The organism is Vibrio sp. B7, assembly GCF_963888765.1.
GTDB classification, from domain to species: Bacteria; Pseudomonadota; Gammaproteobacteria; order Enterobacterales; family Vibrionaceae; genus Vibrio; species Vibrio anguillarum.
The window spans coordinates 12037-35682 of the sequence record NZ_CAWPKR010000010.1 but is presented as its reverse complement, the minus strand read 5'-3'; the positions used below and the strand labels follow the sequence as shown (position 1 = coordinate 35682).

Genomic DNA, 23646 nt, shown 5'->3' with positions numbered 1-23646 from the left:
GCTACTCACTCTCAGTGGCGACTCATGGTACAATAGGCGACCTTATGCCGAGCACGGTTATTTTACACAATTTCACAAAAAAGTAATCAATCGACTACACAAAGTCGAGATGGAGTTAACAGTGAGCGTAAAAATTCATTATCAAAACACGCATTTCATTACCAGTGCGCCTGACATTCGTCATCTACCTGATGATGAAGGGATCGAAATTGCGTTTGCAGGACGCTCCAATGCAGGTAAGTCGAGTTCGTTGAATCGCTTAACGAATCAGAAGAGCTTGGCTAAAACCAGTAAAACTCCGGGCCGAACCCAACTGATCAACCTATTTAAAGTCACTGAAGGTTGTCATATTGTGGATTTACCGGGCTATGGTTTTGCTCAAGTTCCTTTGGAACTAAAGAAAAAATGGCAAAAATCATTAGGTGAATACCTACAAAAGCGCAAAAGCTTAAAAGGGCTGGTTGTGCTAATGGACATTCGCCATCCGATGAAAGATCTCGACCAACAATTGATTTCTTGGGCTGTCGATTGCTACATCCCAGTACTAGTACTACTGACTAAAGCGGACAAGCTAAAAAGTGGCGCACGTAAAGCTCAAGTGTTAAAAATTCGTGAAGAGGCACGCTCTTTTGGCGGCGATGTCACTGTCGATGCTTTTTCATCATTGAAAGGCTTAGGCGTCGATGTGCTGCGTAATAAATTGGATACGTGGTTTGCACCCGCACTCGCACATTTAGCTGAGCAAGAAACAGTGGAAGAGATGGATGAGTGTGATTCAACTCACTTAGAAGAGATAGAAGAGAATCCAGACCATTCTGCACAACACTAATTCTGTAGAACACTAAAAATCGTGACTCCAACAGAGCCCTACCTAATCGTGGGGCTTTTTTATAGGCTTTAAATCCAAATGCGAATGGTAAAAAGAAAAATCCCCACCATCCTGGTGGGGCAACGGGAGAGAAGTAGGAGGTAATTTATTATTGTTTTGCTAAGCATTCCTTAATCCCTCCAACTTTTCAATAGGTCAAAGAGTCATCAATTCACTCACTTACCGAACACTCCTCTGGCTCACCCCAATAAAATCAACATAACATAATGAATACTAATGATATTTAAACATATTCTTTGCGTTTGAGGCGAACTTGATTTCTCATTAGAAATAATCAAAGTGTGACTGTTAGCCAGTTACAGAATTGGGTGTTTATAAAAGAAATAAAGTAACTACTCAGCAATAGAATAGTGTGTTTTTATCACCTAAATTCTCGTAAAAAACAGTGGTGAATATTTTCTTTGGCCCAATAAAAAACGCCCCAGTCAAATACTGACTGGGGCGGCTGAATCAGCCTAATCCAATAACGTGAAACAAAAGGTCTGAAAGATAGAACATCTTACCTCTGTACCCTACGAGAGTTAATGTATAACAAATGGTCAGAAATGAAAACTATTTTTGTAGTTTTTTTTCATGAAAATTTTATTAAACAACACAAAGTTTAAAATCAAGAACACTTGTTTCTAGGCCATAAAAAAGACGACATTTGTGCGTCGGCTCATATAAATTAGCTAATTCTGCTCAAAAAACAACTAATGCGCCTGATCCCAGTTGTCTCCATGACCAGTATCCGCGACCAATGGCACCGCTAGCGTTGCCGCTGATTCCATCAATTGTTGTACTTTAATTTCAATTTCGGCTAAAGCCGTCTCTTGCACCTCAAACACCAGTTCATCGTGCACTTGCATCAAGAGTTTAACGCGTCCCTGTCCATGCTCCTCAATCCAAGCATCGACTAATAGCATCGCTTTTTTGATGATATCCGCCGCCGTACCTTGCATTGGAGCATTGATCGCGGCACGTTCAGCGGCTTTGCGGCGCATCCCATTACGCGATTTAATTTCAGGCAGATGCAAACGGCGACCAAATAAAGTTTCAACATAGCCAAGTTCACTAGCCGTAGAGCGTGTATCTTCCATGTATTGCATCACGCCAGGATAACGCTCAAAGTATTTATCCATATATTCTTGGGCTTCATAACGAGGAATGCCGAGCTGCTTAGCTAAACCAAAGGCGCTCATCCCGTAAATCAAACCAAAGTTAACCGCTTTCGCACGGCGACGCTGCTCACTGCTGACTTGCTCAATACTCACTCCAAGAATTTCAGCCGCGGTCGCTGCATGGATATCTTTCCCTTGCTGGAAGGCTTCAAGCAGCGCTTTATCGCCGGACAAATGCGCCATAATCCGCAGCTCAATTTGCGAGTAATCGATGGCCAGAATTTTCCAGCCATGAGGAGCGATAAAGGCTTGACGGATCCGGCGTCCTTCTTCGTTACGGATCGGAATGTTTTGCAAATTTGGATCGGTTGAAGACAAACGACCAGTGGCGGTTACAGCTTGGTGATACGAGGTATGCACTCGCCCTGTGGTTGGGTTGATCATTTTAGGCAGTTTATCGGTATAGGTTGATTTCAACTTAGCTAAACCACGATGTTCAATGATCACTTTAGGCAGAGGATAACCGTCGAGTGCCAACTCTTGCAGTACTTCTTCATTGGTGGAAGGTGTACCTGTTGGTGTTTTCTTAATCACCGGTAGCCCCATCTGTTCAAACAAAATGGTTTGCAGCTGTTTTGGTGAGCTTAGGTTGAAAGGTTGACCTGCGATATCAAACGCTTGTTGTTCTAGTTGCTCTAAACGAGCAGCGATTTCATGCGATTGCGCGCCAAGCAACATATCATCGATCATCACGCCTGTACGTTCCATACGTGACAACACGGGAACAAGAGGCACTTCTATCTGTTGGTAGATGCGATTGAGCTTCTCATCTTGCTCAATATGACTCATCAAACGGTGATGAAGTCGCAAAGTCACATCAGCATCTTCCGCAGCGTACGGTGCCGCTTGCTCAAGTTCGATTTGGTTGAAGGTCAGCTGGTTTTTACCTTTGCCCGCCACCTGTTCAAATGAAATACAGCTGTGTTGCAAGAATCGTAGCGCCAAACTGTCCATATCATGTTTGCCACCGACGCTGTTGTACACATAAGATGCGAGCATCGTATCGTGCTTGATGCCTTTCATATTGATACCGTAACGCGCAACAATGCTGGCATCGTATTTTAGGTTCTGCCCCACTTTGGCTTGGCTTTCATCTTCTAAAATGGGTTTAAGTTGGGCGAGTACCCAATCACGGTCCAGTTGCTTTGGTGCGTCAAGATAGTCATGCGCAACAGGAACATACGCTGCAACGCCCTCTTCGATTGCAAAAGAGAGGCCAACTAAATTCGCTACCATATAATCGAGGCTGTCGGTTTCCGTATCAAACGCAAACACTTCTGCCGCTTTCAGTTTTTCTAACCAAGCATTAAACGTCTCTTCATCTAAAATGGTTTGATATTGGCTGCGATCAATCGTGGCGGCGGTTGTATCCATCTCCCTTGCTTGTGAAGAAGAAGTGTTTACCGCACCCACTTTTTCATCAGCGTCAATCACCCCATTACCACCATCCAGCAATTCTGTTAACCAAGATTTAAACGTGAGCTGACCATAAAGTTTAATCAACTCATCAATATTGGGCTGGGTTTTGCGCAAGGTTTCTGGTTTCTCTTCCAAAGCGACATCCAGCTTGATGGTGGCTAATTGGTAAGAGAGAAAAGCGTTTTCACGGTTATCCGCCAGTTTTTGCGCCATGGTTTTAGAGCCGCGAAAACCCAATTGCGCAATTTTATCGAGGTTATCGTAAATTTGCTCTAGGCTGCCAATGCCTTGTAGTAACGCAATCGCTGTTTTCTCACCGACACCCGGTACACCAGGAATGTTATCGACTTTATCGCCCATCAAGGCCAGATAATCGATGATAAGCTCAGGAGGGATACCGAATTTTTCAATCACCCCTTCACGGTCAAGTACCACATTCGTCATGGTATTGATCAAGGTGACATTCTCGTCCACTAGCTGTGCCATGTCTTTATCACCAGTGCTGATCAGCACTGGCATGCCGGCTTGTGATGCTTGAGAGGCTAGCGTACCAATCACGTCATCGGCTTCGACACCTTCAATCGATATCAGCGGTAGCCCCATCGCACGGATGACATTGTGCAACGGCTCAATCTGACAACGTAGATCATCAGGCATTGGTGGACGGTTAGCTTTGTATTGTGGGTACATATCATCGCGGAAGGTTTTTCCTTTCGCGTCAAAAATAACCACCATACGCTCAGCGGAAAACTGGCGCATCATGCTACGGAGCATATTGACCACGCCATAGACAGCATTAGTTGGAATTTCGCCATTACTCATGGTGCCTGGGTAGGCATGAAATGCACGGTAAAGGTAAGAAGAGCCATCAATCAGAATGAACGGGTTGTCAGGTATGCGAGCCATAGTCTTTTGCAATCCAAAGCGAGTACGAAATGTAATGACTAAGGATGCCATGACTGTCTTGAGGATTCCACGCCAATGCACCTTGAGCAACGAAACATTTTGCTGATTTGTCCACCACCGCAAATGACATTCTGTGGATAACTCTGTTCATAGTTTTTATCCACTGGTTATTAAACAGTGATTAACGAGGAAAACAATGTCATTAACTTATTGTTTATAAATGAATAAAACAAAGATCGAACATTCCTGTCATGATCTTTTTACGATCATTGATTGTGGAAAAGACTATCGATGGCCTTTTATTCACAACAAAAGCATCCTCTTGAAAATGAGCGATAAAAAAAGCGACACCCGAGGATGTCGCCTAGCAAAAACAGGTAAAACTAAGTGAAGTGATTCATTCAGCCTTACGATAAAGCTATAAATTACACTGGAAGCAATGTGAGCAATGTCGTGTCAAAAAGAACTTGCGCAAGTTCGTCGCCAATTTGTCTTGTTACTTTTAACACCTAGCAATTCGTTAATCGTAAACTCGACGTCCTTGTGAACTTCGCCATTCCCTAAGACATGGTTAATAATAATGATTCTCATTTAATTATCAACCCCTAAATGAGAAAAAATCTCATTTATTTTCTAATCATGCTAAAAACACCTACTCATCTATTTCATGAAATCTTTTTTTAATTGATTTTCAAATAGATAGAAAAACTCGCTCCCCTGTCTAAATTCACAACTTAGTTATCTTGATGTAAATATTGTGCCATTTTGGCGTTATCTTCTGCCAGCCACTGCGCAACGTCTTTAGCAAAATAGGTTAAAATGCCGTCTGCCCCTGCGCGTTTAAAGCACAATAATGACTCCATTACGGTTTCACGTTCTTTAAGCCAACCATTTAAAATGGCTGCTTTATGCATCGCATATTCACCAGACACTTGATACGCAAACGTAGGAACTTGTAATTCAGATTTCACGCGGCGCACCACATCAAGGTATGGCATGCCGGGCTTCACCATCACCATGTCAGCCCCTTCATTGATATCCATCGCCACTTCGTGAATGGCTTCATCGCTGTTGGCCGGATCCATCTGATAGTTTTTCTTGTCTCCCCCTTTCAGGTTCGAAGAGGAACCAACCGCATCGCGGAATGGGCCGTAATAACATGACGCGTATTTCGCAGAGTAAGCCATGATCTGTGTATGAATAAAACCCGCCTCTTCAAGCGCTTCGCGGATCTTACCAATTCGTCCATCCATCATATCGGAAGGGGCAACCACATCGGCACCGGCTGCAGCGTGAGACAGCGCTTGTTTGATCAACACCTCGGTGGTCTCATCATTCATCACATAGCCACTTTCATCGATGATGCCATCTTGGCCATGGGTCGTGAAAGGATCCAGCGCGACGTCGGTAATGACACCCATTTGTGGTATATGCTCTTTTAATAATTTCACCGCACGTTGCACTAAGCCGTCAGGATTATGCGCTTCAGCAGCACACAAGCTTTTAGCATCTTGATTAACCACTGGAAAAAGTGCGATGGCTGGCACGCCGAGATTAGCCAAATACAGCGCTTCTTCGAGCATTAAGTCGATAGAGAGACGCTCAATACCAGGCATAGACTCCACTGGCTCGCGGCGATCTTTACCCATCAAAATAAACATGGGATAAATTAAATCATTAACCGATAACTGATTCTCAGCCATCAAACGGCGGCTAAAATCATGCTTGCGTAAGCGACGCATGCGACGCCCTGGGAACTGACCTTGAATGGATACTGACACTCTCTTCTCCTTGTTTATACGCGGTGTGAGAAAGCATTCTTTCTTCACTACCGCTATCGCTCAAGTGTGGCGAAATCATATCACTCTCGCTTTTTGACGCTAGCGCCAATCGACAAAAATCAGAAAAATGACCTCAGGCTCACACTTCCGTATACTATTCTCCCATTCTCTGTTTATCGAGATACACCATGATTGACACTCACGCTCACATTTATGCCACTGAATTTGATCACGATCGAGATGAGGTCGTGCAACGCGCTAAGGCGCAAGGCATTGAGGCTATTTTGTTGCCCAATATCGATCTTGCCTCCATTGAGCCTATGCTTAAAACAGAAGCGGCTTACCCTGAACTTTGCCGATCGATGATGGGGCTGCACCCATGCTATGTGGATGGAAATGTGAAGCAAACGCTAACGGTTATCGAATCTTGGCTAGATAAACACCCCTTTATCGCCATTGGTGAAATTGGCATTGATCTGTATTGGGACAAAACCTTTCAGGCCGAACAAGAGATGGCTTTCGTCACTCAACTTAGTTGGGCCAAAGAACGCGATTTGCCTGTTGTCATCCACACCCGTGATTCCATCACTCAAACTCTACAACTGCTGGAAAAAGAGCAAGATGGCTCACTTAGCGGTGTATTCCACTGTTTTGGCGGCACGCTTGAAGAAGCTAAAGCAATTAATGAGCTAGGGTTTCATCTTGGGATTGGTGGTGTATCAACGTTTAAAAATGGCGGTATGGATAAAGTATTACCGCATCTCGATATGAACTTTGTTCTGCTAGAAACAGATTGTCCCTATTTAGCCCCTGCCCCTCACAGAGGTAAGCGCAACGAACCAGCTTACACAACGCTAGTTGCCAAACGCATCGCAGAACTCACCGAACTCTCGTTGGTTGAAGTGAATAACATTACAAACACTAATGCTAACTCACTGTTTAAATTATAATTTATAGAACTATAGATAGAGTGACATACACATCAGCGTGATATATGTCACAAAAATAATCACCCAAACACTATAGTATGCGGCAAAATTTTAATACATAAACGTGGCTAATATGTGTGAACATGGTAATCACTTACAACGTCAACATCGAACCTTCTGGCAAAAACTGCTGGGCATCAAGGAAGTCTATCGATGCTCTCAGTGCGGTTATCTTTTGAAGATTAAATAGTCCACTATCATAGGTACAAAAAAAGCGGCTATTCGCCGCTTTTTTCATGTATTAATGACTTTCATCTTCCGGCTCTTCCTCATCTTTGCGCACATAAAAACGAGCAAAGAAAAGTCCAACCTCAAACAATAAACACATCGGAATGGCGAGCAAGGTTTGCGACACCATATCAGGCGGCGTCAGTAACATACCCACCACAAATGCCCCAACCACGATATAAGGCCTTTTCTCACTCAAGGTTTTCGGCGTCGTCGCCCCTGTCCAACACAGTAAAATGATGGCGACGGGAACCTCAAAGGCGATACCAAAAGCGAAAAAGAGCGCAAGCACAAAATCAAGATAACTGGCAATGTCCGTTGCAAACTCAACACCGCCTAAAGAGATGGCCGTAAAAAAGCCAAACACCAGTGGAAATACCACAAAGTACGCAAACGCCACACCGCAATAGAACAACAACGAGCTTGAAAACATCAATGGCATGACTAAACGGCGTTCATGCTTATACAAACCTGGAGCGACAAAGGCCCAGATTTGATAAAGGATAAAAGGCACCGCGAGAAAAGCGGACGCGATCAAAGTAAGTTTGAGTGGTGTAAAAAAGGGCGAGGCAACATCGGTCGCAATCATCGTCGCCCCTTCAGGCAAACGCTCAACCAATGGTTTGGAGACAAAATCGTAGATGTCGCTAGAGAAATAGACTAAGCCGATAAAAATCACGATCACCGCAGCTATTGAACGCAATAAACGATCGCGTAGTTCTAGCAAGTGACTGATTAAAGGCTGTGTCTGCTCAACGGAAGACATATCGAACCTCGTATAAATAGAGCATAAGAGGAGGAGTTACAGTGGTAACAATAACTCCTCCTACAGAGATGAGTCGGCTTTCTTATCGGCCGTTTCAGGCGACGAAATCGTTGTAGCGGGAATCACTTCAACGCTTTGTCCATCGTGCTCTGTTTTTGTTTCAGAGGGCGATGAGTTCGCATAAGGGCGTTGTACATCTTGCGCAGCCTGCTTGAGCTGATCCACAGAAGATTTCAGCTCTGGAGATAAATTTTCCATTCCCATTTGCTCTGCTTTACGCAAGTTTTCTTGCAGCTCTTGAATTTTGAGCTCATGTGCTAATTCATCTTTGACACTGTTCGCCATGTTCTTTGCTGTGCTAACAAATTTTGCCACACTGCGAATAGCATGAGGTAAACGCTCAGGGCCAAGAACGACCAACGCGACAACCGATATTAATACCAGCTCCCAAAAACCGATATCAAACACGTGTTAGGCCTGCTCTTTATCTTTTTTAGTCTCAGCAGTCGCTTCTGTCTTCTGCTGCTCTATATTTTTAGGTTCAAAATCTGCGTCTTTCTTGGCAGGCTCTTCATCACTCATCGCCTTTTTGAACCCCTTAACCGCACCACCGAGATCGCTACCGATACCACGCAGTTTCTTGGTTCCAAATAGTAATACAACAATCACGGCAATAATTAGAAGTTGCCAAATACTGATACCACCCATTCTCTACACCTCAGGAATTTCTCAACAAATTGATTTCAAATAAAAGACCGCTTAACGACGGTAAGCACTCCAACTGAGTAGCCAAAATACAACACCTACAATCGCACTGGTTATTGCAAACGGCTGATAAGCACTGGTCACTAATATTGCCGAGCATACGACCAAAGTGGCGCCAATACCAAATAAAAACTTTCCTGTTGCCTGTTGACGCTTACTGGCTCGATAACCTTGGTACAGCTGATCCAACCTTTGGTTCATTGCTTTACCTTGTTTGAGGCTATCGTAAAGCAGCTCTGGCAATTCAGGTAATTTTTCAGCCCAAAGCGGAGCTCGCTCTTTTACTGCACGGATAAACGCTTGCGGCCCAACTTGGTTCATCATCCATTTTTCTAAAAATGGTTTAGCGGTTTGCCACAAGTCCAATTGAGGATAAAGCTGACGCCCTAACCCTTCGACATACAATAGCGTTTTTTGCAACAAGACCAATTGCGGCTGCACTTCCATATTGAAGCGACGAGCCGTGTTAAACAAGTTTAGCAACACGTGACCAAATGAGATTTCGCACAATGGCTTGGCAAAAATTGGCTCACAGACCACGCGAATAGCAAACTCAAATTCATCGATGTTGGTTTCACGTGGAACCCAACCAGAATCAACGTGCAATTGTGCCACTCGGCGGTAATCTCGGTTGAAAAAAGCTAAGAAGTTTTCGGCTAAATAACGTTTATCTTCACTGTTTAAGGTACCGACAATACCACAATCTAAGCCAATCCATTGTGGATTGTCAGGATGCGCGGGATTAACAAAGACATTACCCGGGTGCATATCGGCATGGAAAAAACTGTCGCGGAACACTTGGGTAAAGAATACGCTCACTCCGCGTTCAGCAAGCAACTTCATATTAGTGCCGTTGGCCGCTAAACCTTCAATATCAGAAACTTGAATGCCGTATATTCGCTCAGAAACCATGACAGTTTCATTACTAAAGTCAGGAATTATCTCTGGAATGTATAACTCTTCACTATTATCAAAGTTACGACGCAGTTGAATGGCGTTGGCTGCTTCTCGGCGTAGGTCGAGTTCAGCAAGCAGAGTTTTTTCGTATTCACGTACCACTTCAACGGGCTTCAGTCGCCTTGCTTCAGGTAATGCTTTGGCAACAATTTTCGCCATGCGATACATGAGTTTGATATCGGCATCAATCACTGGCCGAATATCTGGCCGAATCACCTTGAGCACGATTTCCCGGCCAGATGATTTGAGTTTGGCGGTATGGACTTGAGCAATCGATGCAGAAGCAAGTGGTTCAATATCAAATTCATCAAACCAAGTTTCTAAAGCGCCGCCCAACGCTTTTTCCATCTGAGTTTTAGCAAGTACACCATCAAACGGAGCGACTTTATCTTGCAGTAACGCAAGTTGGTCTGCGATGTGCGGTGGAAACAGGTCACGCCGCGTTGACATCATCTGACCAAACTTAATCCATACTGGGCCAAGCTCTTGCAAGGCTAAGCGCAAGCGCTCACCTAATGGTTTGTTCGCATGCTGATTTTTAATCCAGAACAATCCTTTGCACGCTAATATTGGCGCTTTAGTAAGTTGATGTTCTGGCAACAATTCATCTAGACCATATTCCAATTGTACCTTGATAATTCGGTACAACCGCTTGAGTTCAGTTGGCGTCATGCTTGCTCCAACAAGTGTTGAATTTTGGCTTCAATACGCGCCGCTTGGCTATTGAGATCATCCACTTGGTCACAAAAATAAGCCACCTCGAGCGAGCTGGGCAATAAACGCCACTCTTCCGTTAACACTTGGCTGAGATGGTTTTGATGCTTGCTTCGTTGTGATTGCAGCGCTTGGCCTATGTCTTTCACACCCTGCACTAAAGCGTGAGCCAGCACATCGCCCGTCACGCGTGACAACCACTCTTCAACATCCGGCTTGCAATCGGTGATCAACTGGGCAAATTTTTGCGCCAGTTGAATATCGCCCTCCAGCACCAACTTATCTTGTTTGATCAGTTGGGTGATGTTCGCTTGCTCGCGTAGCTCGGGCAAAATGGAAACATTGAGCGACAGGTAGCAATTCGACTCGCCTTCGTAAGCCGCTAACACATCAATTTGCTGGCTAAAAATGAAGGTCAGCGTTTTATTGAACTCTTTGAGATGCACTTGGATGACTTGCCCTTTCAGGCGTGATAATCGGCGCACCAACTCAGGATCGTCTTGAATTAAGGTGTTGAGTGTGGTCTCAATCGCGGCGGTAACTAAAGGCTCAAACGGCATGCCCAATCCTTAGAATTTGTAACCACGGTGCAGCGCAACAATACCGCCCGTTAAGTTGTAGTAACTCGTTTGTTCAAAACCAACCTGATCCATCATCCCTTTTAAGGTTTCTTGATCGGGATGCATGCGGATAGATTCCGCAAGATAGCGGTAGCTGTCGGCATCATTGGCAATGATTTGGCCCATTTTCGGCAATAGATGGAACGAATACGCATCGTATACTTTGGATAATGGCTCAAGCACTGGCTTGGAGAACTCAAGTACCAACAAACGACCACCCGGTTTTAAAACGCGGAACATCGAGCTCAGCGCTTTATCTTTATCGGTTACATTACGCAGGCAAAAACTGATGGTAATGCAGTCGAAATAGTTATCAGGAAAAGGCAGTTCTTCGGCATTGGCTTGCACGTAATGTACGTTGCCCACGACACCTTTATCACGCAATTTATCGCGTCCGACATTGAGCATCGAGTTGTTGATATCAGCCAGAATAACATGACCTTTTTCGCCCACAATGCGTGAAAATTTGGCGGTTAGATCGCCCGTACCACCACCAAGATCCAAAATACGTTGGCCCGGGCGAGCGCCACTGCAATCAATGGTAAAACGCTTCCATAAGCGATGAATGCCACCAGACATCAGGTCATTCATCATGTCGTATTTGGCCGCAACCGAGTGAAAAACTTGCGCGACTTTGGCGACTTTTTCTTCTTTCGCTACGGTTTCAAAACCAAAGTGAGTGGTATTTTGTGTCTCTAATGCTGTTTTTGATTGCACGCTGGTATCCGTCATGAAGGTTCCTCTTGGGCAGCACTGTTTTGTTAAAGGCGACTGCGAGCGATCAGTTTACTTTATCCTCAGCGTGATGTCTTTCTACTAAAGGTGCATTTTCCACCGCACTGTCTGCCCATGCCTCATTTTGTGCTTGTTCGACCCATTCACTGTTTATGGAACGTTTTATCTCGACGCCAAGTTGTTTAAAACTTTCGGCTTGACGCAGTGCGTTGCCACGCCCTGTCGCGAGCTTATTCATCGCCCCTTGATAGTTTTGGTTTGCACGGTCTAACGCGCCACCAAGCCCTTCCATGTCCTCCATAAACAAGCGTAATTTATCGTACAATTTGCTGGCCCGCTCAGCGATCAACTTCGCGTTCTGGTTTTGTCGATCATTGCGCCATAAATTATCGATCGTACGCAGCGCAACCAACAAGGTGGTAGGGCTAACCAGCAAAATATTTTGCTCCATCGCCTCTTTTACCAAGCTGGGATCAGCTTGAATCGCCACTTGGAATGCAGGTTCGACGGGAATAAACATCAGCACGTAATCCAGGCTTTGTAGCCCTTTGAGCTGATGATAATCTTTCTGACCGAGTCCTTTTATATGGGCACGCAGCGCAAGTAAATGCTCACTTAATGCGCGAGCACGTTCACTTTCAGTTTGAGCATGGAAATAACGCTCATAAGCCACCAGCGCCATTTTCGAGTCAATCACCACCTGTTTGTCGTGTGGCAAATTGACGATCACATCCGGTTGATAGCGCTTACCAGCCTCGTTTTGCAAACTGACTTGAGTGTGATATTCGTGCCCTTCACGCAGGCCCGATTCGGTCAGCACCCGCGCGAGAACCACTTCGCCCCAATTGCCTTGCTGTTTATTGTCGCCTTTCAGTGCTTGGGTCAAATTGAGTGCCTCTTGCGCCATCTGTTCATTGAGGCGTTGCAAGTTTTTCAATTCATGAACCAACGTATGGCGCTCTTTCGCTTCATGATTGAAGCTGTCATTGACCTGCTTTTTAAACCCTTCGAGCTGCTCTTTCAGTGGAGAAAGTAGCCCTTCCAAACTTTGACGGTTCTGCTGATCAACTTTCGCGGTTTTGACTTCAAATAACTGATTGGCTAGCTGCTCAAACTGCTGCTTTAGGCGTTCCTCAGCGTGTTCAAGTAACTGTAGTTTTTCTTGGCTCGATTGAATTTGCTGTTCATGCCGCGCTTCTTGCTCACGCAGTTGAGCCTCAAGTTGCGATTTCTGCTCGCGCAGAGCGTGCGCATCTTCCATGCTTTGTTGCCGCTCTTGCTTAACCACTTCGAAATAGCGCAACTTTTCCATCGCGGCCATGAATTTCCCGTGCGATTGCTTAAGCTCAAATGCGGCTTTATCTCGTTCTTCATCCAGCTCATCTAGCTCTTGTCGCGCCTGTTGCAAGGCTTGTTTGAGTTCGATTATCTGCTGCTGATGATGGACTTGATGAGTCTCTAACTGCTGTTGTAATAACTCACTTTTCAAATTGAGCTTCTGCTTAACCCACCAGCCAGCCACTGAGCCGCTCAGCACGGCGCTGCTTAACGTTGAAAGCACTAACGCTTGATTTTCGATAATCCATTGCATGATAACGGGTTAACTCATTTTATCAGTCATGGACAAATGGTATTTCGATACTGGATAAATGTCCAGTTTGTACAACTTCAAAGCAAACGATAAACTGACATCATTAAGCAACATTTGGACAACATCTGTTCTTTTGCTAGCCACCTGCCCTTAATCGCACAGTAGTGGTTTAGTCACTAAAAATGAGGCCATATGAACGAGCGACGCGCATTGGGATTTGGGGTATTGGCAGTATTATTGTGGTCAACGGTTGCTACGGCTTTCAAACTTACGCTGGCTGAATTAACGCCGATCCAGATGCTGACGGTTGCGAGTGCTGTCTCTGGGTGCGTACTGCTGGGCATTTGCGCGCTGCAAGGCAAGCTCAACCAAGTGGTGAGTACCTTTCTCGCTAACCCTTGGTATTACTTGTTATTGGGCTTAATTAACCCTCTCGCATACTACCTCATTCTGTTTAAGGCCTACTCACTGCTGCCCGCCTCTCAAGCGCAAGCGATCAACTACAGTTGGGCCATCACCCTGACACTGATGGCCGCTGTATTTTTAGGACAAACCATTCGTAAACAAGACTGGATAGCGTGTGCACTGAGCTATTTTGGAGTGATAGTTATCGCGACTAAAGGTGATATTTTGGCCATGCAGTTTGATAGCCCGTTGGGTGTTGGGCTAGCGCTTTTATCCACTTTGCTTTGGGCGGGGTACTGGATTTTAAATACCAAAAACCAAGCAGATCCTGTTGTTGGCGTACTACTCGGCTTCTTAGTCGCGACTCCGCTTGCTTTTGTGCTTAGTTATTATGAAGGAGCACAATGGCAGCACATTAGCCTTCAAGGATGGGCAGCTGTCACTTATGTCGGCTTGTTTGAAATGGGGATCACCTTTGTTTTGTGGCTGAGCGCTCTCAAACTAACGCAAAACACCGCCCGCATCAGCAACCTAATCTTTGCCTCCCCATTTATCTCGCTCATTCTGCTAGCAACGATTATCGGGGAAGCCATTCACCCGACAACACTAATCGGTTTGATATTTATTATGTTGGGATTATTAGTACAGCAAATGAAGCAAAAAAAAGCACTGCCAACCCTCAATGAAGGCTAAATTGTGGCTCTGTTGTGCTGATCAGCTCTGCTATACTGATACACTGCGATAGCTATCGCAGTAAGTAACGAAGTGTGACGATGATGAATAAAGAACCTAACAACCAGCTCCCGAGCTTACAGGAGTTTTTAGACAGTCTTGATGAGCATGTTTGGTTAAAAGATCTGAACGGCGTGTATGTACTGTGTAACAAGGCTGTAGAACAAGCTTGGAACAAAAAAAAGTCACACATTGTAGGCAGCACGGATGAGCAACTTTTTGGCGCTGAACTTGCTCAGAAATTCATCGAAGCAGATCAATGGGTTGTAGACCAAAAACGACCTTTAGTACCCGACCGCTGCTCACAACTTACCTCCAACGAACAACAGCACTGGTACGAAACAAGCAAATCCCCGGTTTATTCTACTGATGGGCATACCTTGCTTGGCGTGCTCGGCATGACCAGAGATATCTCCCGCTATCACCAAATCGAAAACCAACTCAACCTCACCACACAAATATTTAATCATTCACGTGAAGGTGTCGTGATCACGGATGCACAAGGCAACATTATCAGCGTCAATGTTGCCTTTAGTGCCATTACGGGGTACCAAGCAGAAGAAGTACTAGGTAACAACCCGCGCATTCTACAATCGGGTTATCATGATGCCTCCTTTTACCAGCAGATATGGCAAACCATCCGCGATAAAAAGCCGTGGAAAGGTGAATTTGTTAATCGCCGCAAAAACGGTAGCCTCTATCCTCAGTTATCGACCATTACTCCGGTATTTGATAATGAACTAGAAGTGGTCAATTACATTTGTGTTTTTGAAGATATTTCCCTTCGCCGCGAGCACGAAGAAACCATCAAACAGTTGGCGCATTTTGATGTATTGACGACGCTACCCAACCGAACAACCGCTCTACGAGAAATGGCAGTACAAATCAAACATAGCCAAAAAATTGGGGAGTCATTCGCCATACTGTTTTTAGATATCGACCACTTTAAGCATATTAATGACAGCTTTGGCCATTATAGTGGCGATCAGGCACTTATTGAGATTGCCAATCGCCTCAAAACCTGCTTGACCGATACGGATCACCTTGCACGAATTGGTAGTGATGAATTTGTAATATTATTAACCCACCTTGCTCAAGATAGTCACTTAAGCCCCATTATCTCTAAGATTTTTTCGATTTTTGAACAGCATATTGTGCTCGGGGAAGAGTCATTACGTTTATCGACAAGTATCGGTGTGGCAATCTACCCACAAGATGGTGAGACACCAGAAGCATTATTAAAAAATGCTGACACAGCCATGGATCAAGCGAAAAAAAATGGCCGCAATGGTTATGCGTTCTATTCACCAGAACTGACTGACATAGCCTTAACGCAAATCCGCTTGCAATCAGCACTATACCAAGCGTTGGAGCATGACCAATTTTATCTCGTCTATCAGCCCCAATTTGAACTAAGCAGTAACAAATTGCTCGGTTTTGAAGCCCTGATTCGTTGGCAACACCCTCAGCTTGGTCAAGTTTCTCCCGCCGAATTTATTCCGATTGCCGAAAAATCTGGCCTCATTACTTCAATTGGAGAGTGGGTACTGCGTACGGCTTGCGAACAAGGAAAAAAATGGTTCGATGATGGGTATCATATCGATACTTTGGCTATTAATATTTCAACCATTCAGCTTAAGCAAGCTAACTTTCTTAGTAAACTGAAGGCAATTTTAGCGCACTCACAATTTCCCGCATGCAAGTTAGAACTCGAGATCACTGAAGGCTTTCTAATTGAAAACCAACAAAAAGCGATTCATGACCTGCAAAAAATTGTCGAACAAGGCATTCGTATCGCATTAGATGATTTTGGAACGGGCTACTCATCACTATCGTATTTAAAAGGCTTACCGCTGCAGAAGCTTAAAATCGATCGCTCCTTTATTCACGACATACCCGACAACTCGGAAAGTAACGCCATTGTTGCCGCCGTTGTGGCCATGGGAAAAAGCCTGTCACTCAACATTACAGCCGAAGGTATTGAAGATGAACAGCAACGTCATTACCTTAACAGCATTGGTTGCCAATTCGGTCAAGGCTATTATTTAGGCAGGCCGGTTGGTGTTAAAGAAGCAACCGAGTTACTAAAGCAGCACCAAAACCCATAATGGGAGTATTTTAGTACCATAAGGACCAAGGTGTGCTGAATTACACCCACTGTCCGGCGACATAGCCGCTTGACCAACACCACTGAAAATTATAGCCGCCAAGCCAGCCCGTCACATCCATTACCTCACCAATAAAATAGAGGCCCGGAACCGATTTACATTCCATGGTTTTAGATGAGAGGCAATCGGTGTCTACGCCACCTAATGTGACTTCGGCGGTGCGATAACCTTCAGTACCATTGGGAAGAATCGGCCAATGTTGTAAGTCGTGTGCGATAGCGGTTATTTCGTGTGGGTTTAACTGTTTGAGCGGTTTATCGACAAAAGCTTTGCGCTCAATCAGCACTTCAACCAAACGCTTAGGCAGTACTTTCGCGAGTGTGTTTTTTAAGCTTTGATTTGGGTGTGCTTCACGTGATTCATTTAATAGCCGCTCGATGTCTACTTCCGGCACTAAGTTGATACTGACCTTCTGCCCCGCTTTCCAGTAAGAAGAAATTTGCAACACCGCCGGCCCAGATAAACCACGATGAGTAAACAGCAGTGCTTCTTTAAACACTGTGCCATCTTCAGTAGTGATTTCAGTTGGAATGGCAATGCCGGCCAGTTCGGCGAAATCTTCTTTATCTTGTTTATGCAGTGTAAAAGGCACGAGCCCGGCCGTGGTTGGGATCACCGCCAGTCCAAACTGCTCTGCAATTTTGTAACCAAAAGGAGTCGCACCAAGCTTGGGCATCGACAAGCCACCCGTTGCGACCACCAGTGACTGGCATTGGATTGGCCCGTCATTGGTGGTGAGCTGAAAGCCGTTTGGCACCTTATCTATCGATTGAATCTCGACTTGATAACGCTGCTTGACCGTCGGTAAATCGCACTCTTTTAGCAACATATTGACGATGTCCTTCGCCGAATCAAGGCAAAAGAGCTGGCCATGATCGCGCTCTTCAAACGCAATATTGTATTTACTGACCAGCGAGATAAAGTCCCACTGGCTGTACTGCGATAACGCTGATTTAACGAAATGGGGATTGCGGCATAAGTAGTTGGCGGCCGATAGTTCATAATTGGTGAAATTACAGCGACCGCCACCTGAGATCAAAATTTTACGGCCAGGCTTTTTGGCATGATCGAGAACGCATACGCTGCGCCCGCGCAGGCCAGCTTGCGCGGCGCACATTAGCCCGGCGGCGCCAGCACCAATAACGACAACATCAAACGACTGACTCATGCTTTCACCTTCATTTAACTAGACGCACACGCACCTAATGACAAACAAAAAGGATGCAGCGCTGGTGGCGTACATCCTTATCAATGGGGGACATTTTAACGACTAATTGAGTGAAGACAAGGTTAATCCACCAGCGACGGTATTAGACGAGTTGCTCGGCAAGCTCGCGCCCTTTTCCGCGAACGGCGTCAATTGTTTCAGCAAATGTGGCAGATATTGCCAGCACACGAGTATCTGGGTGCTCAGCCAGAAATAAGCGTTTTTCTTTTTCGGTCAGGATATCCCATTGATGGTGGATATCACGGGCAAAATGCAATACACGGGCAAGTTTTGGTGAAAGCTGCGCTTTTTCTGGCTGCGCAGAGTAGGCGATCGCATCGACCATCTCATCAGGAAACTTCCAAGCTTTGGCTAGCTTCGCCCCCAGTACATTCGCATCGGTATGGATGATTTGCTGTTGTGCTTCTAGTTCAACTTCACCAGCATCAACACAAAGGCGAATTTTCAACGCTTCTTGCGGCGCTAATGTGTGGATCATCAATTGGCCAATGTTGTGCAATATTCCGGTAGTAAAAACGCTATTGGCATCGAGTTTACAAGCGGCCCCCAGTTTGCTGGCGATAATGGCAATTTCAAAGGTATCGGACCAATATTGCTGCAGATCCAAGGTGTCAATTTTAGGAAAAGCACTGGATAATACCGATGCCACCACCATAGTTCTCACCGAGCCACTTCCGACACGAATCACCGCATCATTGATAGAGGCCACTGTGCGGCTTCCGCCAAAATGTGCCGAATTTGCAAGACGAAGCAGCCGCGCACTCAACACTTGTTCCATGGCAATTTTTTTTGTGAGCGCACCAAAATCGACCTCTTCCTTATTAACCATTTCGAGTAGTTCTTGTAATACTTGTTGAATACGAGGTAACTCATTCAAACGTGCGAGCAGTGCTTTTTCATCCATTATTTTTCTCCTTTCGATTGCTCTTGCTAATAATAGTCGCCGCACAATGAAGATGCATAATAGTGAAGAAATAAGTCGATGATTTTATACAGACGATAAAAAAGGAGCACGATAGCTCCTTTAATCAATACAATGACTGGCTCAGTTATACGATACAAGCCGCGAAGGTTGTCACCGCCAGCAATGACATCGACAAGATAAACAGCGCTCTAACGCGATCACACTTGCCCGTAAATAGGGGATCGTGGTGATGGTGATACTCTTTACCTTTCAAATAGTGGAAAAGACGAACCTGCTTGGTGACATTACCGTGAGTGGTAAAAAAGCCACCGCCATCCACTTGTTGATAAAGCAATGGATGAGCTTCACGCATGATGTAAATAAGTGAGCGTAGCGCCGTAAGATACCTGACTAGGTTAACCCCAGTGACCAGCATTAGCGCAAATAAAATTGTATCCCCAGTGATCATCTTTTCCTCCCTACACCTTTGCATAGAACCCAAAGAAAAAGACGATCGCTTCATACTCTTTCTGCTGCGATTACACAGCTTGGGTATCCATTACAGAAGATGAGCCGGCTTTTGCCATTGCGGCTAGGTCTTTGTCGATGAAGAACAGCGCCTTACCATCATCACCCACAAGCTCTAGCTTATCTAAAATCCCTTTAAACAACTTCTCTTCTTCATGTTGCTCCGCAACGTACCACTGAAGGAAGTTAAACGTTGAGTAGTCTTGAGATGTGAACGCCGCATGAGCGAGTTTATTAATCTGCTGAGTAATCATCTGCTCATGTTGATAAGTTTCGCGAAACACTTCACCAAGGCTCGTAAACTTATGTTTTGGCGCTGCGATCGCACCAAGGATAGGCAGTGCACCCGTTTCACTCACGTAGGTGAATAAACGCTGCATGTGCTGCATTTCTTCTACGGCATGAGCGCGTAAAAACTCGGCAGCACCTTCAAATCCTTTATCTTCACACCAAGCACTCATTTGTAAGTATAGATTGGATGAAAAAAATTCCAGATTAATTTGTTCATTCAGTTTTTCAACCATAGCTTGTGACAACATGTCGACTCCTAGTTTATGTAACGATTTGAATTGACTATACCATGAACCTCACCATAACACTTTGAGCCAGGTATGCGGATATGAGATCACGACGACAAAAAACTCTCGGCCTCAGTGCTAATCTTTAATAAGTACCCCATCAGGAGATAATACAATGAGTTATCAACATATTTTGGTTGCCATTGATCTTTCAGAAGACAGTAAACTCTTAGTCGACAAAGCTGTTGCACTGGCAAAACCACTCGATGCTGACGTTTCTTTCATTCACATTGATGTCAACTATGCCGAGCTGTATACCGGACTCATTGATATCAATTTAGCAGAAACTCAACATCACGCGATGGAAGCGTCACAAAAGCAGCTGCAAGCCTTAGCGGAACACGCGCAATACCCTATCCGCCATACACTAGTAGGCAGCGGCGACCTCAGTAATGAGCTCTGCGAAACCATCGCTGAATTCAGTGTTGATTTGGTGGTCTGCGGTCATCATCAAGATTTTTGGAGCAAGTTACTCTCATCCACTCGGCAACTGATTAACTGTTCGCCAGTCGACATGCTTGTAATACCACTTCACGACTGACGACAAGCCAAAACTCGGTTAGACTGCGGGTTATTTACTGTTCAGCGTTGTTTGTTATGGCCTATCTCTCTGCAGTCACCCTACTTTGGGCATTTTCATTTAGCTTGATCGGCGTTTATCTCGCCGGTCAAGTTGATTCTTGGTTCGCGGTTTGGATGCGCGTTGCATTAGCGAGCTTAGTATTTCTACCTTTGATCAGGTTTAAAACCGTTCCCGCTCCGTTGATCGCTAAGTTGATGACCATTGGTGGAATTCAACTGGGCCTGATGTACTGTTTCTACTATCAATCATTTTTACTGCTATCGGTTCCTGAAGTTTTGCTGTTTACGGTGTTTACACCAATCTACGTCACGCTGATCTACGATCTACTGAAAGGCCGCTTTTCTCCGTGGTACTTAGTGACGGCAGCCATTGCCGTAATCGGTGCCGTTTTTATTAAATTTGCAGCAATAAACGAGCACTTTTTGCTGGGTTTTTTGGTGGTGCAAGGGGCTAACCTCTGTTTTGCTATCGGCCAAGTGGCTTATAAATACGTCATGGAAAAAGAGACCATTACTTTAGCGCAACACAGCGTATTCGGTTATTTCTACTTAGGTGCATTGGTGGTAGCAAGCGTGGCATTTTTACTGTTTGGCAATAGTGAAAAACTGCCCACTACCTCTTTGCAATGGGGTATTTTGATCTACTTAGGGGTAATTGCTTCTGGGCTTGGTTACTTCGTGTGGAACAAAGGAGCCTGTTTAGTCAACGCAGGCGCATTAGCGATTATGAATAATGCGCTGGTTCCCGCAGGATTAGTGGTGAACATTCTGATTTGGAATCGCGACGTAGATTTAATGCGCCTTGCAATTGGCGGCGTGATCATTTTGCTCTCACTGTGGGTCAATGAAACTTGGGTAAAGCGCAAAGTCGCTGCCAGCCGTACTCACTGAATCAGGTTGAACGCTGAAAACAACAAAGCCCGCAATCATCGCGGGCTTTGTTGTTGAAAAAGGGGCTATCGTGGCTCGGTTTAACTCACCATCTGTTTTCAGTAAACCATCTATTTTTAGTAAACTATCTGTTTTTAGTGAATCTGCCGTTGTAGTGAACGTTCACTAACCGAAGAAATTCGTTGATTCACATCGGCAAACGTTACTTGTAATGCAGGGTATTTCTTTAACAGTTTTTGCTGCTGTTTCAGCACTTTTTCTAACTTCTTCAGTACTTTTTTTTGTTTTTTTAACGCTTTCTTGTTCTGTTTTTCCGATCGCTTGGCGGCCTTTTTACCTTTGTCCGTCATGCCATTTGACGTACCAGAGCGCAGTTGCTTCTTCCCTTCCGAAACAAGCTTTGTCGATGCACTCGGAATAGCAGCAGGCTTACACAGCGTGTTTTTATCCGATGATGAACGAGCACATGAGCGACAAAGAAATTTTGGCGCAGCCACAATCTGATGGATATCCCCAAGCTGGCTAGTAATATCGTGTCGGTTCAATTTGCATAAACGCTTATTCATGTACGCCTCGATCACGAATAGGAATAATTATTAGTTAGATATACAATTCCAAACACGATTAAGCAAGCACTAAATTACATCTATGGGCCACGAGATTTTCTCGCCAAAGCTAACGTATTGAATGCGTTAGATCATCGCCGCTTTCACATACACATCAAAACGATTTTTCTTGGTTTCAATCGCCATACTCGGCTTTTGTTTGTCTAACCAATCGGCATAGTCAGGACGCTTCACCACCACGCGTTTGGTCGCCAAACTTAAGGCTGGGTTTAATAATGCATCAGCATCCAAGTCAGCGCCCACCAGCAATTGAAAGACGCGCATCTCCTTTTTTACCAAAGCCGTTTGTTTTTTACTTTCCGGATGTGGGTACATGGGGTCAAGATACACCACATCTGGCTTTACAAAATCTTCATCTTGCGCCAGTTTTTCGAGCGCATCATGACTCGAAGCGTGAAGTAACGACATTCGCTCGCTTACCCAGCCACCAATCTCTGCATCTTGCTTGGCACGCTCTAAACCATCATCAAGCAGCGCGGCCACAACGGGATGCCGCTCGACCATTTGCACTTTACAGCCGAGCGAGGCCAACACAAAAGCATCACGACCTAACCCAGCCGTTGCATCTAACACGGTCGGTGTCGCTCCTTTGTTTAGTCCAGCAGCTTTGGCTATCGACTGACCTTTACCGCCACCAAATTTACGTCGGTGAGCAACCGCCCCCGTGACTAAATCGACATAAATAGCGCCGAGTTTAGGCTCATCCAGTTTACGCAACTCAAGACGATACTGAGTTAATACCAAGGCAAATGGGCTCTCAGCGCATGGTTTTAATCCCCAACGCGCGGCTAATGTATCCAAATGTGCTTGCTGAGCAGGAACTTCGCAAATCAGTTGTAGCTGCAAGTTAACTCCGAAACAAAAGAAATAATGAGGAGGCTTGAGTTTACCCAATTTTCACTGACGTGACTAAAGCTTATCGCTTTTCTTAAACGGCGGCTTACGAGAAACAACGACCAGTGATAAACTGAGCGAACCATTTCAATGATAAGGATGCTGTGATGCAAGCCACTACCGCTAAACTGGACGAACTCGACCGCGCCATTTTAAAAATTTTAATGGACGATGCACGCACGCCCTACGCAGAAATGGCCAAGCAGTTCAACGTTAGTCCTGCCACTATCCATGTTCGCATTGAAAAGATGAAATCGGCCGATATCATTCAGGGTACGGAAGTGATCGTCAATACCAAAAAATTGGGTTATGACGTGTGTTGTTTTATCGGTATCAATCTCAATGCCGCGCGAGACTACCATTCAGCGCTCGCCAAACTCAATGCGCTGGATGAAGTGGTGGAAGCCTATTACACCACAGGAGCCTATAATATTTTTGTGAAGTTAATGTGCCGCTCGATTGAGGAATTACAATTTGTGCTGATCGACAAATTACAGGCAATTGATGAAGTGCAATCCACAGAGACGCTTATTTCCTTGCAGAACCCGATTAACCGAAATGTGAATCCTTAACCACCGAAGCTGCAAACA

The 23646-nt window shown here is 45.0% G+C and carries 24 protein-coding genes; 7 read left to right on the top strand and 17 right to left on the bottom strand.

Going from position 1 to position 23646, the window contains the following annotated elements:
- Window positions 1–121: 121 nt before the first annotated feature.
- Window positions 122–829, top strand: a complete 708-nt coding sequence (gene yihA / locus AACV32_RS04960) for a ribosome biogenesis GTP-binding protein YihA/YsxC (RefSeq protein WP_017048504.1) — start codon at window positions 122–124, stop codon at window positions 827–829.
- A gap of 510 nt (window positions 830–1339) precedes the next feature.
- Here yihA and AACV32_RS17795 read toward each other — a convergent pair.
- The 4 genes from AACV32_RS17795 to hemB all read right to left on the bottom strand — a co-directional run bounded on the left by AACV32_RS17795 (window position 1340) and on the right by hemB (window position 6155).
- Window positions 1340–1387 carry a hypothetical protein gene (locus tag AACV32_RS17795; RefSeq protein ID WP_438356636.1) on the bottom strand — a complete coding sequence of 16 codons (48 nt, stop codon included), beginning with the start codon at window positions 1385–1387 and terminating at the stop codon, window positions 1340–1342.
- Window positions 1388–1581: 194 nt separating this feature from the next.
- Window positions 1582–4374 (bottom strand): DNA polymerase I, encoded by a 2793-nt coding sequence (polA, locus tag AACV32_RS04955; protein WP_170895703.1) that lies wholly within the window; start codon window positions 4372–4374, stop codon window positions 1582–1584.
- A complete protein-coding gene (locus AACV32_RS04950; RefSeq protein WP_156117117.1) occupies window positions 4358–4525 on the bottom strand; it encodes a hypothetical protein in 168 nt (55 codons plus the stop codon). Before AACV32_RS04950 ends, polA begins: the two co-directional genes overlap by 17 nt.
- A 583-nt stretch (window positions 4526–5108) precedes the next feature.
- Complete coding sequence (hemB, locus tag AACV32_RS04945) at window positions 5109–6155, bottom strand: porphobilinogen synthase (RefSeq protein WP_026028622.1); 1047 nt, start codon at window positions 6153–6155, stop codon at window positions 5109–5111.
- Window positions 6156–6343: 188 nt separating this feature from the next.
- Between hemB and AACV32_RS04940 the strand changes: the two genes are divergently transcribed.
- Window positions 6344–7105, top strand: a complete 762-nt coding sequence (locus AACV32_RS04940; RefSeq protein WP_026028623.1) for a TatD family hydrolase — start codon at window positions 6344–6346, stop codon at window positions 7103–7105.
- 280 nt (window positions 7106–7385) lie between these two features.
- Here the strand turns inward: AACV32_RS04940 and tatC are convergent, their stop codons facing one another.
- The 7 genes from tatC to rmuC are packed head-to-tail and all read right to left on the bottom strand — an operon-like array spanning window position 7386 to window position 13520.
- Window positions 7386–8138 carry a twin-arginine translocase subunit TatC gene (gene tatC / locus AACV32_RS04935; protein WP_010319843.1) on the bottom strand — a complete coding sequence of 251 codons (753 nt, stop codon included), beginning with the start codon at window positions 8136–8138 and terminating at the stop codon, window positions 7386–7388.
- A 60-nt stretch (window positions 8139–8198) separates the two neighbouring features.
- Window positions 8199–8606 carry a Sec-independent protein translocase protein TatB gene (tatB, locus tag AACV32_RS04930; RefSeq protein WP_017050163.1) on the bottom strand — a complete coding sequence of 136 codons (408 nt, stop codon included), beginning with the start codon at window positions 8604–8606 and terminating at the stop codon, window positions 8199–8201.
- Between the two features lie 3 nt (window positions 8607–8609).
- Window positions 8610–8846, bottom strand: a complete 237-nt coding sequence (tatA, locus tag AACV32_RS04925) for a Sec-independent protein translocase subunit TatA (RefSeq protein WP_010319841.1) — start codon at window positions 8844–8846, stop codon at window positions 8610–8612.
- 51 nt (window positions 8847–8897) lie between these two features.
- Window positions 8898–10532: a ubiquinone biosynthesis regulatory protein kinase UbiB gene (gene ubiB / locus AACV32_RS04920; RefSeq protein WP_170895702.1), complete on the bottom strand. Its 1635-nt coding sequence runs from the start codon at window positions 10530–10532 to the stop codon at window positions 8898–8900.
- Window positions 10529–11134, bottom strand: coding sequence for a ubiquinone biosynthesis accessory factor UbiJ (locus AACV32_RS04915; RefSeq protein WP_026028624.1), 606 nt, complete (start codon window positions 11132–11134; stop codon window positions 10529–10531). The genes ubiB and AACV32_RS04915 overlap by 4 nt, the downstream gene beginning before the upstream one ends.
- Window positions 11135–11143: 9 nt before the next feature.
- On the bottom strand, window positions 11144–11926 hold the full coding sequence (ubiE, locus tag AACV32_RS04910; RefSeq protein ID WP_010319838.1) for a bifunctional demethylmenaquinone methyltransferase/2-methoxy-6-polyprenyl-1,4-benzoquinol methylase UbiE: 783 nt from the start codon (window positions 11924–11926) through the stop codon (window positions 11144–11146).
- 49 nt (window positions 11927–11975) lie between these two features.
- Window positions 11976–13520 (bottom strand): DNA recombination protein RmuC, encoded by a 1545-nt coding sequence (gene rmuC / locus AACV32_RS04905; RefSeq protein ID WP_170895701.1) that lies wholly within the window; start codon window positions 13518–13520, stop codon window positions 11976–11978.
- A gap of 192 nt (window positions 13521–13712) precedes the next feature.
- Here rmuC and AACV32_RS04900 point away from each other — a divergent pair, with 192 nt between their 5' ends.
- Together AACV32_RS04900 and AACV32_RS04895 are read left to right on the top strand one after the other, a co-directional pair.
- Window positions 13713–14618: a DMT family transporter gene (locus AACV32_RS04900; RefSeq protein ID WP_017050167.1), complete on the top strand. Its 906-nt coding sequence runs from the start codon at window positions 13713–13715 to the stop codon at window positions 14616–14618.
- 80 nt (window positions 14619–14698) lie between these two features.
- The gene (locus tag AACV32_RS04895; protein ID WP_170895700.1) at window positions 14699–16765 is read left to right on the top strand and encodes a sensor domain-containing protein; all 2067 of its coding nucleotides are present in this window, start codon (window positions 14699–14701) and stop codon (window positions 16763–16765) included.
- A gap of 40 nt (window positions 16766–16805) precedes the next feature.
- Here the strand turns inward: AACV32_RS04895 and AACV32_RS04890 are convergent, their stop codons facing one another.
- From AACV32_RS04890 to ftnA, 4 genes are all read right to left on the bottom strand, one after another.
- Window positions 16806–17993: an NAD(P)/FAD-dependent oxidoreductase gene (locus tag AACV32_RS04890; RefSeq protein WP_013855625.1), complete on the bottom strand. Its 1188-nt coding sequence runs from the start codon at window positions 17991–17993 to the stop codon at window positions 16806–16808.
- 142 nt (window positions 17994–18135) lie between these two features.
- Window positions 18136–18957 carry an HDOD domain-containing protein gene (locus AACV32_RS04885; protein ID WP_026028254.1) on the bottom strand — a complete coding sequence of 274 codons (822 nt, stop codon included), beginning with the start codon at window positions 18955–18957 and terminating at the stop codon, window positions 18136–18138.
- A 145-nt stretch (window positions 18958–19102) separates the two neighbouring features.
- Window positions 19103–19426: a universal stress protein UspB gene (uspB, locus tag AACV32_RS04880; RefSeq protein ID WP_010319583.1), complete on the bottom strand. Its 324-nt coding sequence runs from the start codon at window positions 19424–19426 to the stop codon at window positions 19103–19105.
- A gap of 70 nt (window positions 19427–19496) precedes the next feature.
- Window positions 19497–20024, bottom strand: coding sequence for a non-heme ferritin (ftnA, locus tag AACV32_RS04875; RefSeq protein ID WP_013855622.1), 528 nt, complete (start codon window positions 20022–20024; stop codon window positions 19497–19499).
- A 154-nt stretch (window positions 20025–20178) separates the two neighbouring features.
- On the opposite strand from ftnA, the gene AACV32_RS04870 reads away from it, so the two are divergent.
- Both AACV32_RS04870 and AACV32_RS04865 read left to right on the top strand, forming a co-directional pair.
- Window positions 20179–20604 carry a universal stress protein gene (locus AACV32_RS04870; RefSeq protein WP_010319581.1) on the top strand — a complete coding sequence of 142 codons (426 nt, stop codon included), beginning with the start codon at window positions 20179–20181 and terminating at the stop codon, window positions 20602–20604.
- 56 nt (window positions 20605–20660) lie between these two features.
- Window positions 20661–21536, top strand: coding sequence for a carboxylate/amino acid/amine transporter (locus tag AACV32_RS04865; RefSeq protein WP_026028509.1), 876 nt, complete (start codon window positions 20661–20663; stop codon window positions 21534–21536).
- A gap of 134 nt (window positions 21537–21670) precedes the next feature.
- Here the strand turns inward: AACV32_RS04865 and AACV32_RS04860 are convergent, their stop codons facing one another.
- Both AACV32_RS04860 and AACV32_RS04855 read right to left on the bottom strand, forming a co-directional pair.
- Window positions 21671–22102 carry a hypothetical protein gene (locus AACV32_RS04860; protein WP_212752760.1) on the bottom strand — a complete coding sequence of 144 codons (432 nt, stop codon included), beginning with the start codon at window positions 22100–22102 and terminating at the stop codon, window positions 21671–21673.
- A gap of 126 nt (window positions 22103–22228) precedes the next feature.
- Entirely contained in the window at window positions 22229–23008 is a 780-nt protein-coding gene (locus tag AACV32_RS04855) for a class I SAM-dependent methyltransferase (protein WP_026028510.1), read from the bottom strand.
- A gap of 155 nt (window positions 23009–23163) precedes the next feature.
- On the opposite strand from AACV32_RS04855, the gene asnC reads away from it, so the two are divergent.
- Complete coding sequence (asnC, locus tag AACV32_RS04850) at window positions 23164–23628, top strand: transcriptional regulator AsnC (protein WP_010319577.1); 465 nt, start codon at window positions 23164–23166, stop codon at window positions 23626–23628.
- Window positions 23629–23646 lie beyond the last annotated feature (18 nt).

Coding starts and splice junctions, on each gene's coding strand:
- polA (WP_170895703.1), bottom strand. CDS start 4,374: ATGGCTCGCATACCTGACAACCCGTTCATTCTGATTGATGGCTCTTCT.
- AACV32_RS04950 (WP_156117117.1), bottom strand. CDS start 4,525: ATGAACAGAGTTATCCACAGAATGTCATTTGCGGTGGTGGACAAATCA.
- AACV32_RS04940 (WP_026028623.1), top strand. CDS start 6,344: ATGATTGACACTCACGCTCACATTTATGCCACTGAATTTGATCACGAT.
- tatC (WP_010319843.1), bottom strand. CDS start 8,138: ATGTCTTCCGTTGAGCAGACACAGCCTTTAATCAGTCACTTGCTAGAA.
- tatA (WP_010319841.1), bottom strand. CDS start 8,846: ATGGGTGGTATCAGTATTTGGCAACTTCTAATTATTGCCGTGATTGTT.
- ubiB (WP_170895702.1), bottom strand. CDS start 10,532: ATGACGCCAACTGAACTCAAGCGGTTGTACCGAATTATCAAGGTACAA.
- AACV32_RS04915 (WP_026028624.1), bottom strand. CDS start 11,134: ATGCCGTTTGAGCCTTTAGTTACCGCCGCGATTGAGACCACACTCAAC.
- ubiE (WP_010319838.1), bottom strand. CDS start 11,926: ATGACGGATACCAGCGTGCAATCAAAAACAGCATTAGAGACACAAAAT.
- rmuC (WP_170895701.1), bottom strand. CDS start 13,520: ATGCAATGGATTATCGAAAATCAAGCGTTAGTGCTTTCAACGTTAAGC.
- AACV32_RS04900 (WP_017050167.1), top strand. CDS start 13,713: ATGAACGAGCGACGCGCATTGGGATTTGGGGTATTGGCAGTATTATTG.
- AACV32_RS04895 (WP_170895700.1), top strand. CDS start 14,699: ATGATGAATAAAGAACCTAACAACCAGCTCCCGAGCTTACAGGAGTTT.
- AACV32_RS04890 (WP_013855625.1), bottom strand. CDS start 17,993: ATGAGTCAGTCGTTTGATGTTGTCGTTATTGGTGCTGGCGCCGCCGGG.
- AACV32_RS04885 (WP_026028254.1), bottom strand. CDS start 18,957: ATGGATGAAAAAGCACTGCTCGCACGTTTGAATGAGTTACCTCGTATT.
- uspB (WP_010319583.1), bottom strand. CDS start 19,426: ATGATCACTGGGGATACAATTTTATTTGCGCTAATGCTGGTCACTGGG.
- ftnA (WP_013855622.1), bottom strand. CDS start 20,024: ATGTTGTCACAAGCTATGGTTGAAAAACTGAATGAACAAATTAATCTG.
- AACV32_RS04870 (WP_010319581.1), top strand. CDS start 20,179: ATGAGTTATCAACATATTTTGGTTGCCATTGATCTTTCAGAAGACAGT.
- AACV32_RS04865 (WP_026028509.1), top strand. CDS start 20,661: ATGGCCTATCTCTCTGCAGTCACCCTACTTTGGGCATTTTCATTTAGC.
- AACV32_RS04860 (WP_212752760.1), bottom strand. CDS start 22,102: ATGAATAAGCGTTTATGCAAATTGAACCGACACGATATTACTAGCCAG.
- asnC (WP_010319577.1), top strand. CDS start 23,164: ATGCAAGCCACTACCGCTAAACTGGACGAACTCGACCGCGCCATTTTA.